We start from the raw sequence: 16,893 nt of genomic DNA, 5'->3' as shown, positions 1-16,893 counted from the left end.
GAGGTCGGCTCGCCACCTATGCACGTATCGCATCTGTCGCTGGCCGACTTCCGCTCGTACGCCCGGGCCGAGGTCCCGCTCGACCCGGGCGTCACGGCCTTCGTGGGCCCCAACGGCCAGGGCAAGACCAATCTCGTCGAGGCGGTCGGCTATCTGGCCACGCTCGGCAGCCACCGGGTCTCCTCCGACGCACCCCTGGTGCGTATGGGGGCCGAGCGGGCGATCATCCGCGCGGCGGTGGTGCAGGGCGACCGCCGGCAGCTGGTGGAGCTGGAGCTGAACCCGGGCCGGGCCAACCGCGCCCGGATCAACCGGTCGTCCCAGGTCCGGCCGCGTGACGTGCTGGGCATCGTCCGCACGGTGCTGTTCGCCCCGGAGGACCTGGCGCTGGTCAAGGGCGACCCCGGGGAGCGCCGCCGCTTCCTGGACGAGCTGATCACCGCGCGTTCCCCCCGGATGGCAGGGGTGCGCTCCGACTACGACCGCGTCCTCAAGCAGCGCAACACCCTGCTGAAGTCCGCGGCGATGGCCCGCCGCCACGGCGGCCGGGGCATGGACCTCTCCACCCTCGACGTCTGGGACCAGCACCTGGCCCGGGCCGGCGCCGAGCTCATGGCCCACCGGCTGGACCTGATCGCCACCCTCGCGCCGCTGGCGGACAAGGCGTACGAGCAGCTGGCGCCCGGCGGCGGCCCGCTCGGCCTCGACTACCGCGGCCCGGCCGGCCTCGAGGGCGTCCATACCCGCGAGGAGCTGTACGAGGTGCTCATCGGCGCGCTGGGCGAGGCCCGCAAGCAGGAGATCGAGCGCGGCGTCACGCTGGTCGGCCCGCACCGCGACGACCTGCTGCTCAGGCTCGGGGAGCTGCCCGCCAAGGGCTACGCGAGCCACGGCGAGTCCTGGTCGTACGCCCTCGCCCTCCGCCTGGCCTCGTACGACCTGCTCCGTTCGGAGGGCAACGAGCCGGTGCTGGTGCTGGACGACGTCTTCGCGGAGCTGGACGCCCGGCGCCGGGAGCGGCTGGCGGAGATGGTCGCGCCGGGCGAGCAGGTGCTGGTGACGGCGGCCGTGGACGACGACGTCCCGGGAGTGCTGACGGGCGCCCGGTACGCGGTGTCGGAGGGCACGGTCGAGCGCGTATGACCGAGCAGCACGGCGCGCCGCGCCCCGCACCCGAGCCTCCCCCAGCCTCCGGCCGGGAGGTGCCCCCAGGAGTGGATCTGGCCCGGGTGGCGCTGCGCGCCGCCAAGGAGCAGGCGCGGGCGCGTGGCAACGCCGCCCAGCAGAAGAAGCAGGCGCGCCGCGGCGGCCTGCGCTCCGGCGCGCGCGCGGACGGGCGCGACCCGCTGCCGCTGGGCACCGCGATCAACCGGCTGATCACCGAGCGCGGGTGGGAGACGCCTGCGGCGGTCGGCGGGGTGATGGGCCGCTGGCCGCAGATGGTCGGCCCGGAGGTGGCGCTCCACTGTGTGCCGCAGAAGTACGACGAGGACGCGCGGGTGCTGACCGTGCAGTGCGACTCGACCGCCTGGGCGACCCAGCTGCGGCTGCTGGCGCCTCAGCTGGTGGCCCGGCTGAACACGGATCTCGGCCAGGGCGCGGTGAAGACGATCAAGGTGCTGGGGCCGGGCGGCTCCGGGCGCCGGTACGGGCCGCTGCGCGCCCCCGGGAGCACCGGGCCGGGCGACACCTACGGGTGAGTCTTGGGCCCCGGTTGACCGGAGCTTGACCAGGTGGTGACGCGAGTGGCGCCCGGGTGGCCTGAGACTCCGCTCACGGTAGCGGGTGGTTGACAGCCGGAAGCGCTGAGTGCCGCTGTGAGCCTCTTGGAGCCCGGGCCCACATATAGGGAGTCGGCTGATGCCGGTTCAGGGCGGCACATGGGGACTCAGGCGCCGCCAAACCCCCATTCATGTCAGTGCCACCGGTACACTGGTAGTAATCCCGCCGGATCGCGGGAGTCGTCGACCAACACTGAACGACGCAGCCGCTTCTGCCTGCCCCGGAAAACCCCGCTGCAGCAGGAATGGCCTGTGCTGTGCCAGAAAGGGCGCTTCGTGGCCGATTCCGGCAACCCCAACGAGAACACCACCCCCTCCGAGGCCGTGGGCGCCGCATCGGGCGCCCCTGGCGGTGAGACGTCGTACGACGCCAGTGCGATCACCGTGCTGGAGGGCCTGGACGCGGTCCGCAAGCGGCCCGGCATGTACATCGGCTCCACCGGCGAGCGAGGCCTGCACCACCTGGTGTACGAGGTCGTCGACAACTCCGTGGACGAGGCACTGGCCGGCCACGCGGACACCATCGACGTGACGATCCTGTCCGACGGCGGCGTGCGCGTCGTCGACAACGGCCGTGGCATCCCGGTCGGCATCGTCCCCTCCGAGGGCAAGCCCGCCGTCGAGGTCGTGCTGACGGTGCTGCACGCGGGCGGCAAGTTCGGTGGCGGCGGCTATGCCGTCTCCGGCGGTCTGCACGGCGTCGGCGTCTCCGTCGTGAACGCGCTGTCGTCGCGCGTCGCGGTCGAGGTCAGGACCGACGGCTACCGCTGGACCCAGGACTACAAGCTCGGTGCCCCCACCGCCCCGCTGCAGCAGAACGAGGCGACCGCCGAGACCGGCACCTCCGTCACCTTCTGGGCCGACGGCGACATCTTCGAGACCACCGAGTACTCCTTCGAGACGCTCTCGCGGCGCTTCCAGGAGATGGCCTTCCTCAACAAGGGCCTGACCCTCTCGCTGACCGACGAGCGCCCGGCCCACGTGGACGAGGAGGGCAAGCCCCTCTCCGTCCGCTACCACTACGAGGGCGGCATCTCCGACTTCGTCCTCTACCTCAACTCGCGCAAGGGCGAGGCCGTTCACCCCTCGGTGATCGCGTTCGAGGCCGAGGACAAGGAGCGGATGCTCTCCCTCGAGATCGCGATGCAGTGGAACACCCAGTACAGCGAGGGTGTCTACAGCTTCGCCAACATCATCCACACCCATGAGGGCGGTACCCACGAGGAGGGCTTCCGCGCCGCGCTGACCTCGCTGATCAACAAGTACGCGCGCGACAAGAAGCTGCTCCGCGAGAAGGACGACAACCTCACGGGCGACGACATCCGCGAGGGCCTGACCGCGATCATCTCGGTCAAGCTGAGCGAGCCGCAGTTCGAGGGCCAGACCAAGACCAAGCTGGGCAACACGGAGGCGAAGACCTTCGTCCAGAAGGCGGTCTACGAGGAGCTCAACGACTGGCTGGACCGCAACCCCAACGAGGCCGCGGACATCATCCGCAAGTCCATCCAGGCGGCCACCGCCCGTGTGGCGGCCCGCAAGGCGCGCGACCTCACCCGCCGCAAGGGCCTGCTGGAGACGGCCTCGCTGCCCGGCAAGCTCTCCGACTGCCAGTCGAACGAGCCGGCCAAGTGCGAGATCTTCATCGTCGAGGGTGACTCCGCCGGCGGCTCGGCCAAGTCCGGCCGCAACCCGCAGTACCAGGCGATCCTCCCGATCCGAGGCAAGATCCTCAACGTCGAGAAGGCCCGCGTCGACAAGATCCTCCAGAACCAGGAGATCCAGGCGCTCATCTCGGCCTTCGGCACCGGCGTGCACGAGGACTTCGACATCTCGAAGCTCCGGTACCACAAGATCATTCTGATGGCGGACGCCGACGTCGACGGCCAGCACATCAACACCCTGCTGCTCACCTTCCTCTTCCGCTTTATGAGGCCGCTGGTCGAGGCCGGGCACGTCTACCTCTCCCGTCCCCCGCTCTACAAGATCAAGTGGGGCAAGGACGACTTCGAGTACGCGTACTCCGACCGCGAGCGCGACGCCCTCATCCAGCTCGGCCGGGAGAACGGCAAGCGGGTCAGGGACGACTCGGTCCAGCGCTTCAAGGGTCTCGGCGAGATGAACGCCGAGGAGCTGCGCGTCACCACCATGGACGTCGACCACCGTGTGCTCGGCCAGGTCACCCTGGACGACGCCGCGCAGGCGGACGACCTGTTCTCGGTGCTCATGGGCGAGGACGTCGAGGCACGGCGCTCCTTCATCCAGCGCAACGCCAAGGACGTCCGCTTCCTCGACATCTGAGCCTGTCGGCCACTCGAAACAGCCGCAGCGCGAAAGGACTTTGAACAGCAATGGCCGACGAGACCCCTGAGACTCCCACCGCTCCCGTCCCCGAGGTCACGCCCGAGGGCGCCCCGGCGCCCCTGGAGGGCGTGGGCATGCGTGTCGAGCCCGTCGGGCTCGAGACGGAGATGCAGCGCTCGTACCTCGACTACGCGATGAGCGTCATCGTCTCGCGTGCGCTCCCCGACGTCCGCGACGGCCTCAAGCCGGTGCACCGCCGCGTGCTCTACGCGATGTACGACGGCGGCTACCGGCCCGAGAAGGGCTTCTACAAGTGCGCCCGCGTCGTCGGTGACGTCATGGGTACGTACCACCCGCACGGCGACGCCTCCATCTACGACGCCCTCGTCCGCCTCGCCCAGCCCTGGGCCATGCGGATGCCGCTGGTGGACTCCAACGGCAACTTCGGCTCCCCGGGCAACGACCCGGCCGCCGCCATGCGCTACACCGAGTGCAAGATGGCGCCGCTGTCGATGGAGATGGTCCGGGACATCGACGAGGAGACCGTCGACTTCCAGGACAACTACGACGGCCGCAACCAGGAGCCGACGGTCCTGCCGTCGCGCATCCCCAACCTGCTGGTGAACGGCTCCGCCGGTATCGCCGTCGGCATGGCCACCAACATCCCGCCGCACAACCTGCGCGAGGTGGCCGAGGGCGCCCAGTGGTTCCTGGCCAACCCCGAGGCATCCGCCGAGGAGCTGCTGGACGCGCTCGTCGAGCGGATCAAGGGCCCCGACTTCCCGACCGGCGCCCTCGTGGTGGGCCGCAAGGGCATCGAGGAGGCCTACCGCACCGGCCGTGGCTCGATCACCATGCGTGCCGTCGTCGAGGTCGAGGAGATCCAGAACCGCCAGTGCCTGGTGGTCACCGAGCTGCCCTACCAGGTCAACCCGGACAACCTCGCGCAGAAGATCGCCGACCTGGTGAAGGACGGCAGGATCGGCGGCATCGCCGACGTCCGTGACGAGACCTCCTCGCGCACGGGGCAGCGTCTGGTGATCGTCCTCAAGCGGGACGCGGTCGCCAAGGTCGTCCTCAACAACCTCTACAAGCACACCGACCTCCAGACGAACTTCGGCGCCAACATGCTGGCGCTGGTCGACGGCGTGCCGCGCACCCTCTCGCTGGACGCGTTCATCCGCAACTGGGTGACGCACCAGATCGAGGTCATCGTCCGGCGCACCCGCTTCCGCCTGCGCAAGGCGGAGGAGCGCGCCCACATCCTGCGCGGTCTGCTCAAGGCCCTGGACGCCATCGACGAGGTCATCGCGCTCATCCGGCGCAGCGACACCGTCGACGTCGCCCGCACGGGCCTGATGGGCCTGCTGCAGATCGACGAGGTCCAGGCCAACGCCATCCTCGAGATGCAGCTGCGCCGCCTGGCCGCCCTGGAGCGCCAGAAGATCACCGCCGAGCACGACGAGCTGCAGGCGAAGATCAACGAGTACAACGCCATCCTGGCCTCCCCGGAGCGGCAGCGCGGCATCATCAGCGAGGAACTGACCGCCATCGTCGAGAAGTTCGGCGAGGACCGGCGCTCCCAGCTGGTGCCCTTCGAAGGCGACATGTCCATCGAGGACCTGATCGCCGAGGAGGACATCGTCGTCACGATCACCCGCAGTGGCTACGTCAAGCGCACCAAGACCGAGGACTACCGCTCGCAGAAGCGCGGCGGCAAGGGCGTGCGGGGCACGAAGCTGAGGGAAGACGACATCGTCGACCACTTCTTCGTCTCCACCACCCACCACTGGCTGCTGTTCTTCACCAACAAGGGCCGGGTCTACCGGGCCAAGGCGTACGAGCTGCCGGACGCCGGCCGGGACGCGCGCGGCCAGCACGTGGCCAACCTGCTGGCCTTCCAGCCGGACGAGAAGATCGCCCAGATCCTCGCCATCCGCGACTACGAGGCGGCGCCGTACCTGGTGCTGGCCACCAAGTCCGGCCTGGTGAAGAAGACCTCGCTCAAGGACTACGACTCGCCGCGCTCCGGCGGTGTCATCGCCATCAATCTCCGGGAGACCGAGAGCGGTGCCGAGGACGAGCTGATCGGCGCCGAGCTGGTCTCCGCCGCGGACGACCTGCTGCTGATCAGCAAGAAGGCCCAGTCCATCCGGTTCACCGCATCGGATGAGGCGCTCCGGCCCATGGGCCGTGCCACGTCCGGTGTCAAGGGCATGAGCTTCCGCGAGGGCGACGAGCTGCTCTCGATGAACGTGGTCCGGCCCGGTACGTACGTCTTCACCGCGACCGACGGCGGTTACGCCAAGCGGTCGAACGTCGACGAGTACCGCGTCCAGGGTCGAGGCGGCCTCGGCATCAAGGCCGCCAAGATCGTGGAGGACCGCGGTTCGCTGGTCGGTGCCCTGGTGGTGGACGAGAGCGACGAGATCCTCGCGATCACCCTCGGCGGTGGCGTGATCCGCACCCGGGTCGCCGAAGTCCGTGAAACCGGCCGTGACACCATGGGCGTCCAACTGATCAACCTGGGCAAGCGCGATGCCGTCGTCGGCATCGCCCGGAACGCCGAGGCCGGTCGCGAGGCTGAGGGTGTCGACGAGTTGGCCGACGCAGCCGAGGACGACCGGTCCGAAGCCGCCGAAGGCGTCGCGCCCCCGGTCGAGGACACCGAGGAGTAAGTCGTGAGTCGAGCCACGGGCACCGCCAGCGGCGGTGCGGGTGCCAAGCGGCGGGAATCCGCCCGGCCCGCCGCCGACAAGACAGGTGCCCGTGGCTCGACTGCCGACGGTACGGCCGATGAGGGGAGTGCCGGCCCGGGGGGCAGCGGCACCAGGCCCGCAGGCAGGGGGAAAACCATGACGGAGACCCGAGGTCCGCAGCCCTACCACCCGCCGAAGGCGTACGAGCCTCCGGCGCAGCGTTCCGGTTCCGATTCCGATTCCGATTCCGACTCCGGTACCGGTTCCGAGCAGGGCGACGCGGAGACCCCGGGCAAGGGGGACGGCAAGCCCGGCAAGGCCGGTGCGGCCGACCGGGCCGAGAAGGCCGCCGGTACCGACAAGACCGGCAAGGCCGGTAAGGCCGGCAAGCCCGCCAAGGGGGCCCCGGCAGGCGAGCGGGTCGCGGAGCGGGCCGGGGCGGACGACGCCCGCAAGCCCCGTCCCGAGGTCCGTACGGGCCCGCGCACGCGCATGGCGCGGCTGCGGGTGGCCAAGGCCGACCCGTGGTCGGTGATGAAGGTCAGCTTCATGCTCTCGCTGGCGCTGGGCATCTGCACGATCGTGGCCGCGACCGTGCTGTGGACGGTTCTGGACGCCATGGGCGTCTTCTCGGCCGTGGGCGGCACCATCAGCGACGCCACGGGCTCCGAGGGCGGCGGCTTCGACCTGGAGTCCTTCCTGTCGCTGCCGAACGTCCTGCTGTTCACGTCGGTCATCGCCGTGATCGACGTGGTGCTGGCGACGGCTCTGGCGACGCTGGGGGCCTTCGTCTACAACCTCTCCGCCGGGTTCGTGGGCGGTGTGGAGCTGACTCTCGCCGAGGACGAATAGCGGCTCCGGTGCCCTGGGGCCCGGACGATTTTGGGACTGGGCCCCAAGTGCGCTAATCTTTCGGTGTCGCGAGGGGCTATAGCTCAGACGGTTAGAGCGCTTCCCTGATAAGGAAGAGGCCACAGGTTCAAGTCCTGTTAGCCCCACCGAGACGATCGGCCCGGACGGAATTATCCGTCCGGGCCGATTGCTTTTGGGAGTTCACGTCCTCGTGCACCTCCCGGCCGGACGGACGAGGTGATCGCGGACGGCCGGACGGACGGCTGGGCAGACGACCGGACAGTCGATCGGACAGGCGACCGGATACAGGTCACCGATCGGTATCGGCCGGTGTGTATCATCGGCCACCAGAGGTCCCCTTACGTCAAGGAAAGACGAGGTCGCGCGGTGAAGAAGCTGCTCCTGGTCGCACTGGCCGCCATCGGCGGGCTCCTCGTGTACCGGCAGATCCAGGCGGATCGCGCCGAGCAGGACCTGTGGACGGAGGCGACCGACTCCGTGCCCGCAGGTTCGGGTGTGTGAGCCCCGGCGAGTCGAAGACAAGAACTGACGCGGGACCCCGGCCGCAGAGCGGCCGGGGTCCCGTTTTTGATTGCAGTCGCAAATAAAATGATTGCGAACGTGAACTGCTTCACGTTCCGGCGCCGGTCGGCCCGGCTCAGCCGACGCTGAGCGCCCACACCCCCACCGTCAGGCACAGCAGCGCCAGGACCAGCACCGGCACGACGACCTTCGCGGGCGGCCCCGGACGCCTCCGGACGGCCGGCGGAGGAGGTGTGGCGGGTGCCCGCCCTGGCGGCCCGGGAAGGGCCCCGGGGGCGGGCCGAGGGGCCGTGTACGGGCGTGTGGGCGGGTAGTTGGGGCGCGGCGGTGCCGGGGGCGTGTGCTCCGGCCCCGTGCCCGGCCGGGGCGCCGGGGGTGGCGGCAGGGGTTCCGTTCCGGGTTCCGGTTCGGGCCGCTGCGGTTCGGGGCCGGCCGGGCCGAAGCCCGGCGGCAGAGGGCCCAGCTGGTCGAAGACCTCGATGCGCTCCTCGTCGGCGGCCGGTTCGCCCAGCAGCTCCACGGCCGCCGCCAGGGCCTTCCGCGCCCCCGTGGCCGTACGGAAGCGGACGGCCGGATCCGGGTGCAGCAGGTGGGCGACGACCTCCCAGAGCGGCTCCGGCACCTCCTCGGGCGGGCCGGGCACGCCCTGCGCCGGGAATCGCTCGACGAGCGCCTCGGCGTCCGGTTTCCGCCCGGTGAGCAGATACAGCGCCACCAGGCCGGCGGCGAAGAGGTCGGCGGGGAAGTCGGGTTCCTCGCCGAGTAATTGCTCCGGCGCGAAGTAACCCGGCGTGCCCATCACGAAGTTGGTTTCGGTCAGCCGCGGCTCGCCCTTGCGCATGGCGATGCCGAAATCCGAGAGCCGTAAATGCGGCCGCCCCGTACCGGTCACCTCCAAAAGGAGGTTGGCGGGCTTGATGTCGCGGTGCACGACGCCCTCGGCGTGCACGGCGGTGAGCCCGGAGAGCAGCTGGTCGAGCAGGACGCACACGAAATGCGGGGGCAACGGACCGTAGTCGCCGATGAGATGGGCCAGCGAGCCGCCGCCCACCATCTCCATGGTGAACAGCACCTTGTCGTCGTCCGCCGCCCAGTTCATCGGCGCCAGCACGTGGGGGTGGTCGATGCGCAGCGCCTGCTCGCGGACGAACCTCAGCAGCGTGTGGGCGTCGCTCTGCTGGAGCACCTTGGCCGCCACGTAGCGCCGGCGGCGCCGGTCCCAGGCCCGCCAGACGGCGCCCGCCCCGCCCCGCGCGATCGGGTCCACCAGCTCGTACCGCCCGGCGAAGACCTCGCCCATGGCGCTCGCGTCACCCCCGTCCCGGCCGGCCGCACCGCGGCACCCGTCAGTTCTGGTGCGCCTCGTAGTGGGCGACCGCCTCGGCGGTCCGGCCGGCGCCGTACACCCGGAGGAACTCGGCCAGTTCGGGGTGGGTGGGGGCGAGGGTGTCGGCGGCCTCGATGATGTCCCCGGCGCCCGCCACCGAGCGCAGCAGGGACTGGATCTCGCGCACCACCCGGCGGACGGTCGGGGCGCCGCTGCTGGCCGTGGTCTGGGTGGAGTTGAGGACCGACCCGCCCGAACTCTTCTTGACCTCCTCCATGCGCTCGGCGGCCTCGGCGGCGCTCACGGTGCCGTCCGCGACCTGGCTGGACAGCTCCTGGAGCGCCTGCACCCGCTGCACCACGGCGGGGTTGCCGATCTTCGCGCGCTGACCGCTCATCAGCTGGGAGAGCATGGGTGCGGAGAGGCCCAGGACGGAGGCGAGGCGGGCCTGGTTGAGGCCGAGGTCGTCGATGAGACGGCGGAACAGGGCGCCCAGCGGCTCCCCGTACCAGCTGCGCTGCAGTTCCCGTGCGCGGGCGGTGGCTTCCTGCTGTGCTGCGTCCATCTCGCTCTCCCCTTCGCTTCGCTGCAGCGAATCTTGCGGTGCATCCTACGGAGAGTGGTGGCACCCGGCGATACCCGGTCGGGAAACACTGCCGGTACCGGGTAGTCTGGTCCCCGACGGGGCCTTAGCTCAGTTGGTAGAGCGCTGTCTTTGCATGGCAGATGTCAGGGGTTCGACTCCCCTAGGCTCCACAGAGGAAACCCCTCCGACCTGCGGAAACGCAGTCGGAGGGGTTTTTCGTGCACCCGCGTGGCGGGACCGGGCCGGTCAGGGGCGGTCGTTGTCCCCCTCGGGAGCGGCTTCCGTGTCCGCCCGGTCCTGCTTGGCCTGGACCTCCGGGTCGAGGGCGGCGTCGGCGCTGCCGTCGACGGCGGACAGGTGGGCGCGGTCGCCGGGCTCGGTGGCCTCCGGAGGCTCGACGAGCCAGTCCGGGTTGGCCTGCTTGTCCCACCACTTCCATGCCGCGAAGGCGCCGCCCGCGAGCAGTCCCAGCACGGCGAGGCGCTTGGCCGCCCGCCCTGCCCGGCAGCGGCGGTTCCGCTTCCGGGCGAGCTTCTCGACGTCCGCGGCGGAGACCTGGCCGCGCAGCGCGGCGAGGGCGACCGTGCCCCGGGCGAGGGCCTCGTCCCGCACCGGCTCGGCGGCGGCGCGGGCCCGGACGGCCGCCTGGTCGAGCTTGGGCGGCAGGGCCTCGCGGGCGTGGGCGATCCGGGGCTGCAGATGGGTGTCGTACTGCGTGCGGGCCTGGTGGGCGGCCTCGACGACCTTGGGGGCCAGCCGTTCCCGGGCTTCGTGCGCATAGTGCACGGCACTGTCCCTGGCCGTGCCGGCGTAGGGCCCCACCACCTCCACGGCGTGGCGCACGCTGTCCTTCGCGGTGCTGGTCGCGGCGCGCACGCTGTCCTTGCGGGTCACGAGAACCTCCTCCTCGGTGGCATATGGTTTGTCGCCTTTCCACCCATTGGAAAATCATGCCTTCGGATGGGCGGTCCGGCATGTGCGAGCGGGCATCCGGGTCAAAGGGGAGCTTCGGTCGACGATGCCACGGCTCGCCGCCGTGCGCGGAGCTTTGCCGACTACTCGTGGGGTACCGCTCGTGCGAGGATCGGTAGCCGTCAGTGAACACTATGGAAGGTAGATCGTGGCCGAGCAGCTGTACGCCACCCTGAAGACCAACCAAGGCGACATCGAGATCCGGCTCTTCCCGGACCACGCCCCGAAGACGGTGAAGAACTTCGTCGAACTTGCCAAGGGCGAGCGCGAGTGGGTCAACCCGGAGACGGGCGCGAAGACCACGGACAAGCTGTACGACGGCACGATCTTCCACCGTGTCATCGAGGGTTTCATGATCCAGGGCGGTGACCCGCTGGGCAACGGCACCGGCGGCCCGGGCTACAAGTTCGCCGACGAGTTCCACCCGGACCTCGCCTTCACCAAGCCCTACCTGCTGGCCATGGCCAACGCCGGCCCGGGCACCAACGGCTCGCAGTTCTTCATCACCGTCTCCCCGACCGCCTGGCTGACGGGCAAGCACACCATCTTCGGCGAGGTCACCAACGACGCCTCGAAGAAGGTCGTCGACGCCATCGCGACCACCGCGACCAACCCGCGCAACGACCGCCCGGTGAACGACGTCGTCATCGAGTCCGTCGTCGTCGAGATCCGCTGACGATCCGGTCCCACGGGAACCCAGCGCCCCGCCCGTCCGTATGACGGGCGGGGCGGCGTCGTGCCGACACGGCACACCGGGCCCCTGAACGGGCGAGGGGAGAGCATGAACGACCAGGCTGTCTGCTGCTACCGGCACCCGGACCGGGAGACCGGCATCCGCTGCACCCGCTGCGAGCGTCCGATCTGCCCGGACTGCATGGTCAGTGCCTCGGTCGGCTTCCAGTGCCCGGAGTGCGTGAGCAGCGGTTCGGGCACCGGGCATCCGCCGCACGCCTCCGCGCCGCGCACCATCGCGGGCAGCGCCCATGTGCACGACCCGCGCCTGGTGACCAAGGTCCTGCTGGGGGTGAACATCGCCCTGTGGTTCGCCGTGCTGGCCACGGGCGACAGCCTGGTGGAGGCCCTGGAGCTGTTCGGGCGGGCGTCCCTGTCGGACTTCGGCCCGCTGGAGGGCGTCGCCGAGGGGCAGTGGTACCGCCTGCTGACGGCGACCTTCCTGCATCAGGCGCCGATGCACATCGCCTTCAACATGCTCTCGCTGTGGTGGCTCGGCCCGCCGCTGGAGGCTGCCCTCGGCCGCGTCCGCTACCTGGCGCTCTATCTGCTCTCCGGCCTCGGCGGCAGCGCCCTGACCTATCTCGTCGCCGCCCCGAACCAGCCCTCGCTGGGCGCCTCCGGCGCGATCTTCGGTCTGCTGGGGGCCACGGCGGTGCTGATGCGCCGGCTGAACTACGACATGCGGCCGGTCATCGCGCTGCTCGTGCTCAACCTGATCTTCACCTTCACGTGGGCCAACATCGCCTGGCAGGCCCACGTCGGCGGCCTGGTGGTGGGCACGGTGGTGGCGTACGGGATGGTGCACGCCCCGCGGGACAAGCGCGTGCTCGTCCAGCGCCTCACCTGTGCGGCGGCGCTGCTGGTGATCGCCGCCGTGGTGCTCGTACGGACGATGCAGCTCTCCTGAGCCCGGCCTTCCCGGGGCACGTCACCCACATCGGTGGGTGCACAGGTTGTCCACAACGGGTGCCGGATCTTGTGCACGCTGTGGGGAACATGTGTTCAAAGCCTGCGCGGGCCCTCTGAGCTGCGTTTCTGCAGGAAAGAGCCGGTGTGGCCGTGGATACGCAGCGCTTGCGGTCAGTCACACCGGTGTCAACTTCCCGGAGGTTATCCACAGATCTTCTGAGTTTTCCCCACTGTGGACGAGGGTGTGGATAACTCCCCGGAAAGTCTGGGCCCGAGCTTTGCTCAGGGTTGACGGGCGGGTGCCCCTACTTCCACTGCGTGGAGACCACGAAGCCCGCCGCGATGAAGCCGAAGCCCACCACGATGTTCCAGTTGTGCAGGGCCTGCACGGGCATGTCGCCGCTGGTCACGTAGAAGATGACGATCCAGGCCAGCCCGATCAGGAACATCGCCAGCATCAGCGGCGCCACCCAGCGGCGCCCGGTGTCCAGCTTCAGGTTCTGCTGCTTCACCGGCGGCGGTGTGAAGTCGTCTTTCTTGCGGATCCGTGACTTCGGCACGAGGGAACTCTCTCCTGTCGATGCGCTGCGTGACCGCGCTGGGCTGTAAGGGGGCTGGTCGGCCGGGCTGGGGAGCGATGGGAACGCTTCCTTCCCCCGGGCGTCCGTTAGCGTAGTGCTTCCGCGGCGTGGGAGAGGATAAGGGTACGGTGAGCAATTCGGCGGACTCCACCAGAGAACCCGTCCGGCGGTTCCGTCCCGCGCGGCTGCTGACCGGTGGGGTCTTCGCGCTCGCCGGCCTCATCTTCTGGATGAGCTTCAACACGGCCCAGGGCACCAACATCCGCACCGACGCCTCCATGCTGCGGCTGTCGGACCTCATCCAGGAGCGCAGCCACAAGAACGGCGAGCTGGAGGACGGCGCCGCGGCGGTCCGCGCCGAGGTCGACGCCCTGGCCCGGCGCGACAACGGCAATACGGCCGCCGAGGACAAGAGGCTCACCGCCCTCGAGAACGCCGCAGGCACCAAGAAGCTCGGCGGCCCCGGCCTCACTGTCACCCTCACCGACGCCCCGCCCAACGCCACTGCGAAGATTCCCGGCGTCCCCCAGCCCCAGCCCAACGACCTCGTCATCCACCAGCAGGACCTCCAGGCCGTCGTCAACGCCCTGTGGAAGGGCGGCGCCCAGGGCATCGAGGTCATGGACCAGCGGCTGATCTCCACCAGCGCGGTCCGCTGCGTCGGCAACACCCTCATCCTCCAGGGCCGCGTCTACTCCCCGCCCTACAAGATCACCGCCGTCGGGGACCGCGGCGCCCTGCGCAAGGCCATGGACGCCTCCCCGGCGATCCAGAACTACCTCCAGTACGTGGCCGCGTACGGGCTCGGCTGGAAAGTCGACCAGCACGACACCGTGACTCTGCCGGGCTACTCCGGCACAGTGGATCTCCACTACGCCAAGCCCGTGGGATGACGCCCGGGAGGGGGCCGGCCGGTGCGGTTACGACTCGTCGTCCGAACGCTCACCGAACTCTGCCTCACCATCGGCACGTTGATCGTCCTCTTCGTCGTCTACCTCCTGTTCTGGACCGGCATCCGCGCCGACCGGGCGATGGACGGCGAGATCGACCACCTCCGCGACCAGTGGGCCTCCGGGGCCCTCGCCGGGCCGCCCGCGCCCGGCGGCCCCGCCCCGCCCGCCGCCGACGGCCCTGACACGGCCGCGGGGCCGGGCCCGGACGCCCCGCGGGGCACAGACCGCCCGGCCCCGCCCCCAGGCGCGCAACCGGCGCCCGGCGCGGCCTCCCCCGCCCCTCCCGCTACCGGCTACCGGCCCGGCGCGCCCTTCGCCGTCATGTACGTCCCCCGCCTCGGCTCCGGCTGGGCCAAGCCCGTCCTCCAGGGCACCGGGACCGAGCTGCTCAAGAAGGGCCTGGGCCACTACGAGCGCACCGCCGGGCCCGGCGAGACGGGCAACTTCGCGGTCGCCGGCCACCGCCGCACCTACGGTGACCCGTTCAAGGACCTCGACGAGCTGCGCCCCGGCGACGCCGTGGTGCTCACGGACGGGACCACCTGGTTCACGTACCGGGTCGACACCCGGCCGTACCGGACGCTGCCCACGGACACCGCAGTGCTCGATCCCGTGCCCGCCGCGGCCGGTTACCGCGGACCCGGCCGCTATCTGACGCTCACGACCTGCGACCCGGAGTGGGGCCACAGCCACCGGCTGATCGTCTGGGCGCACCTGGAGGACACCCGTCCGGCGGCGGAAGGCAAGCCGAAGGCTTTGCTCGGCTGAGCCCCACGCCACGGTGCCGACCCGTAGTCTGGTGCTGGAAAAAATGACCAATTCATCGTCGAGTGGGTAGAGCATGTACGTCTGGATCTGGCGTCATCTGCCGGGCAACGCATGGGCGAAGGCGCTGATCTCGCTCCTGCTCGTGCTGGCGATCGTCTACGTCCTCTTCCAGTACGTCTTTCCGTGGGCGGAACCGCTGCTGCCGTTCAACGATGTGACGGTGGACAACGGCATGCCGGCCGGCGGCGGAATGGCGGTAACCCAGTGAGTGCGCGCATCCTCGTCGTGGACAACTACGACAGCTTCGTCTTCAACCTCGTCCAGTACCTCTACCAGCTCGGCGCCGAGTGCGAGGTCCGGCGCAACGACGAGGTGGAGACCTCCCACGCCCAGGACGGCTTCGACGGCGTCCTCCTGTCCCCCGGGCCAGGGGCGCCCGAACAGGCCGGTGTCTGCATCGACATGGTGCGCCACTGCGCGAACACCGGGGTGCCCGTCTTCGGCGTGTGCCTCGGCATGCAGTCGATGGCTGTTGCGTACGGCGGGGTGGTCGACCGGGCGCCCGAGCTGCTGCACGGCAAGACCTCGCAGGTGGTCCACGAGGGCAAGGGGGTCTTCAACGGCCTTCCGTCGCCCTTCACGGCCACCCGCTACCACTCCCTGGCCGTGGAGAGGGCCGGCTGGCCGGACGAGCTGGAGATCACCGCCTGGACCGACACGGGCATCGCCATGGGCCTGCGCCACCGCGACCTGCCGGTGGAGGGCGTGCAGTTCCACCCGGAGTCGGTGCTCACCGAGTGGGGGCACCGGATGCTCGCCAACTGGCTCGTCGCCTGCGGTGACATGGGGGCGGTGGAGAGGTCGGCCGGGCTCGCCCCGGTCGTCGGCAAGGCCGGGGCGTGACCGCACTCCGGCCCGAACAGCTTTCGCGGCCGTCCGCCGGGGACGTCTTCCCGGCGGGGCGGCCGCACCCGTCCGAGCCCCTCCCGCCCGCCGCGCCGACGCACCGCGGCAGCGGATTCGTGTCGCAGCCGCTGCCTCCCGAGCGGCGGCCGGCCGAGGATGACGCGACCATGTCCCTGCGCCGGGTCGAGCCCGCGCCGCCCGTCGTGACCGGGGGGCGTGCGGAGCGCCGCCGCGCCGCTCAGCGCGCCGCGCGCGCCCGCAGGGAGAGCATCGGAGTGGTCGTCAGCCGCCTGGTGGGCGAGCTGTTCATCACGCTGGGCGTCGTGATGCTGCTGTTCGTCGCCTACCAGCTGTGGTGGACGAACGTCATAGCCCACCGGCAGGCGGGCGGCGCCGCCAAGAGCCTCCAGCACAGCTGGGACAACGGCGGCGGCGCGGACCGGGACGCGGGGGCCTTCTCGCCCGGCCAGGGCTTCGCGATCATCTACATCCCCAAGCTGGACGTGAAGGCGCCGATCGCCCAGGGCATCGGCAAGCACAGCGTGCTGGACCGCGGCATGGTCGGCCACTACTCCGAGGGAGCGCTGAAGACGGCGATGCCCTGGGACAAGGAGGGCAACTTCGCGCTGGCCGGGCACCGCAACACCCACGGCGAGCCGTTCCGCTACGTCAACCAGCTGAAACCCGGCGACAAGATCGTTGTCGAGACGCAGAGCACGTTCTACACCTATGAGATGACGAGCCGTCTGGACCAGACGTCCCCGGCGAACGTGCGGGTCATCGAGCCCGTACCGCCCGGCTCCGGTTTCACCGGCCCCGGTCGGTACATCACACTGACCACCTGCACCCCGGAGTTCACCAGTACGTACCGGATGATCGTGTGGGGCAAGATGGTCGACGAGCGCCCCCGGAGCAAGGGGAAGCCGGACGCGCTCGTCGACTGAGACACGCAAGAACAGCGAAGCGGGGTACGAACGTCC

General features: G+C 70.3%; 17 protein-coding genes and 2 tRNA genes. 15 read left to right on the top strand and 4 right to left on the bottom strand.

The features are described 5' to 3' along the window. Positions 1-18: 18 nt before the first annotated feature. The 7 genes from recF (at position 19) to AC1Z4A_RS15520 (ending at position 8,155) form a co-directional block, all read left to right on the top strand. Positions 19-1,143, top strand: coding sequence for a DNA replication/repair protein RecF (recF, locus tag AC1Z4A_RS15550; RefSeq protein ID WP_483679403.1), 1,125 nt, complete (start codon positions 19-21; stop codon positions 1,141-1,143). Beyond that, a complete protein-coding gene (locus AC1Z4A_RS15545; protein ID WP_483679402.1) occupies positions 1,140-1,700 on the top strand; it encodes a DciA family protein in 561 nt (186 codons plus the stop codon). The genes recF and AC1Z4A_RS15545 overlap by 4 nt, the downstream gene beginning before the upstream one ends. Before the next feature lie 333 nt (positions 1,701-2,033). Further along, positions 2,034-4,079: a DNA topoisomerase (ATP-hydrolyzing) subunit B gene (gene gyrB, locus AC1Z4A_RS15540; RefSeq protein ID WP_483679401.1), complete on the top strand. Its 2,046-nt coding sequence runs from the start codon at positions 2,034-2,036 to the stop codon at positions 4,077-4,079. Positions 4,080-4,129: 50 nt separating this feature from the next. After that, positions 4,130-6,760: a DNA gyrase subunit A gene (gene gyrA, locus AC1Z4A_RS15535; protein ID WP_483679399.1), complete on the top strand. Its 2,631-nt coding sequence runs from the start codon at positions 4,130-4,132 to the stop codon at positions 6,758-6,760. A gap of 177 nt (positions 6,761-6,937) precedes the next feature. After that, entirely contained in the window at positions 6,938-7,633 is a 696-nt protein-coding gene (locus tag AC1Z4A_RS15530) for a DUF3566 domain-containing protein (protein WP_483679398.1), read from the top strand. Between the two features lie 72 nt (positions 7,634-7,705). Continuing rightward, positions 7,706-7,779: transfer RNA gene (locus AC1Z4A_RS15525), tRNA-Ile, on the top strand. A 241-nt stretch (positions 7,780-8,020) separates the two neighbouring features. Further along, entirely contained in the window at positions 8,021-8,155 is a 135-nt protein-coding gene (locus AC1Z4A_RS15520; RefSeq protein ID WP_003958712.1) for a DLW-39 family protein, read from the top strand. Positions 8,156-8,291: 136 nt separating this feature from the next. On the opposite strand, the gene AC1Z4A_RS15515 is transcribed toward AC1Z4A_RS15520, so the two are convergent. Then, on the bottom strand, positions 8,292-9,476 hold the full coding sequence (locus AC1Z4A_RS15515) for a serine/threonine-protein kinase (protein WP_483679381.1): 1,185 nt from the start codon (positions 9,474-9,476) through the stop codon (positions 8,292-8,294). 46 nt (positions 9,477-9,522) lie between these two features. Next, a complete protein-coding gene (locus AC1Z4A_RS15510) occupies positions 9,523-10,068 on the bottom strand; it encodes a helix-turn-helix domain-containing protein (RefSeq protein ID WP_483679380.1) in 546 nt (181 codons plus the stop codon). A gap of 118 nt (positions 10,069-10,186) precedes the next feature. Between AC1Z4A_RS15510 and AC1Z4A_RS15505 the strand changes: the two genes are divergently transcribed. Beyond that, positions 10,187-10,259 (top strand) — tRNA-Ala (locus AC1Z4A_RS15505). Positions 10,260-10,335: 76 nt separating this feature from the next. On the opposite strand, the gene AC1Z4A_RS15500 is transcribed toward AC1Z4A_RS15505, so the two are convergent. Next, positions 10,336-10,983 carry a DUF5324 family protein gene (locus AC1Z4A_RS15500; protein WP_483679378.1) on the bottom strand — a complete coding sequence of 216 codons (648 nt, stop codon included), beginning with the start codon at positions 10,981-10,983 and terminating at the stop codon, positions 10,336-10,338. Positions 10,984-11,209: 226 nt separating this feature from the next. On the opposite strand from AC1Z4A_RS15500, the gene AC1Z4A_RS15495 reads away from it, so the two are divergent. After that, positions 11,210-11,737 carry a peptidylprolyl isomerase gene (locus AC1Z4A_RS15495; RefSeq protein WP_483679377.1) on the top strand — a complete coding sequence of 176 codons (528 nt, stop codon included), beginning with the start codon at positions 11,210-11,212 and terminating at the stop codon, positions 11,735-11,737. A 105-nt stretch (positions 11,738-11,842) separates the two neighbouring features. After that, on the top strand, positions 11,843-12,703 hold the full coding sequence (locus tag AC1Z4A_RS15490; protein WP_483679376.1) for a rhomboid family intramembrane serine protease: 861 nt from the start codon (positions 11,843-11,845) through the stop codon (positions 12,701-12,703). Positions 12,704-13,010: 307 nt separating this feature from the next. Here AC1Z4A_RS15490 and crgA read toward each other — a convergent pair whose 3' ends face one another. Next, the gene (crgA, locus tag AC1Z4A_RS15485) at positions 13,011-13,265 is read right to left on the bottom strand and encodes a cell division protein CrgA (RefSeq protein WP_483679374.1); all 255 of its coding nucleotides are present in this window, start codon (positions 13,263-13,265) and stop codon (positions 13,011-13,013) included. 149 nt (positions 13,266-13,414) lie between these two features. Here crgA and AC1Z4A_RS15480 point away from each other — a divergent pair, with 149 nt between their 5' ends. The 5 genes from AC1Z4A_RS15480 (at position 13,415) to AC1Z4A_RS15460 (ending at position 16,857) form a co-directional block, all read left to right on the top strand. After that, entirely contained in the window at positions 13,415-14,179 is a 765-nt protein-coding gene (locus tag AC1Z4A_RS15480; RefSeq protein ID WP_483679373.1) for a DUF881 domain-containing protein, read from the top strand. Between the two features lie 21 nt (positions 14,180-14,200). Then, positions 14,201-15,007: a class E sortase gene (locus tag AC1Z4A_RS15475; protein ID WP_483679371.1), complete on the top strand. Its 807-nt coding sequence runs from the start codon at positions 14,201-14,203 to the stop codon at positions 15,005-15,007. Between the two features lie 73 nt (positions 15,008-15,080). Then, entirely contained in the window at positions 15,081-15,275 is a 195-nt protein-coding gene (locus AC1Z4A_RS15470) for a hypothetical protein (RefSeq protein WP_483679369.1), read from the top strand. Continuing rightward, the gene (locus tag AC1Z4A_RS15465) at positions 15,272-15,910 is read left to right on the top strand and encodes an aminodeoxychorismate/anthranilate synthase component II (protein WP_483679368.1); all 639 of its coding nucleotides are present in this window, start codon (positions 15,272-15,274) and stop codon (positions 15,908-15,910) included. The genes AC1Z4A_RS15470 and AC1Z4A_RS15465 overlap by 4 nt, the downstream gene beginning before the upstream one ends. Next, positions 15,907-16,857, top strand: coding sequence for a class E sortase (locus AC1Z4A_RS15460; protein ID WP_483679365.1), 951 nt, complete (start codon positions 15,907-15,909; stop codon positions 16,855-16,857). Before AC1Z4A_RS15465 ends, AC1Z4A_RS15460 begins: the two co-directional genes overlap by 4 nt. Positions 16,858-16,893: the final 36 nt, after the last annotated feature.

It is taken from the genome of Streptomyces sp. 17_S59 (genome assembly GCF_056930295.1).
The sequence above is the reverse complement of the archived record's forward strand: the minus strand, read 5'-3'. Positions and strand labels throughout refer to the sequence as shown.

Coding starts and splice junctions, on each gene's coding strand:
- AC1Z4A_RS15545 (WP_483679402.1), top strand. CDS start 1,140: ATGACCGAGCAGCACGGCGCGCCGCGCCCCGCACCCGAGCCTCCCCCA.
- AC1Z4A_RS15530 (WP_483679398.1), top strand. CDS start 6,938: ATGACGGAGACCCGAGGTCCGCAGCCCTACCACCCGCCGAAGGCGTAC.
- AC1Z4A_RS15470 (WP_483679369.1), top strand. CDS start 15,081: ATGTACGTCTGGATCTGGCGTCATCTGCCGGGCAACGCATGGGCGAAG.
- gyrA (WP_483679399.1), top strand. CDS start 4,130: ATGGCCGACGAGACCCCTGAGACTCCCACCGCTCCCGTCCCCGAGGTC.
- AC1Z4A_RS15490 (WP_483679376.1), top strand. CDS start 11,843: ATGAACGACCAGGCTGTCTGCTGCTACCGGCACCCGGACCGGGAGACC.
- AC1Z4A_RS15515 (WP_483679381.1), bottom strand. CDS start 9,476: ATGGGCGAGGTCTTCGCCGGGCGGTACGAGCTGGTGGACCCGATCGCG.
- AC1Z4A_RS15510 (WP_483679380.1), bottom strand. CDS start 10,068: ATGGACGCAGCACAGCAGGAAGCCACCGCCCGCGCACGGGAACTGCAG.
- recF (WP_483679403.1), top strand. CDS start 19: ATGCACGTATCGCATCTGTCGCTGGCCGACTTCCGCTCGTACGCCCGG.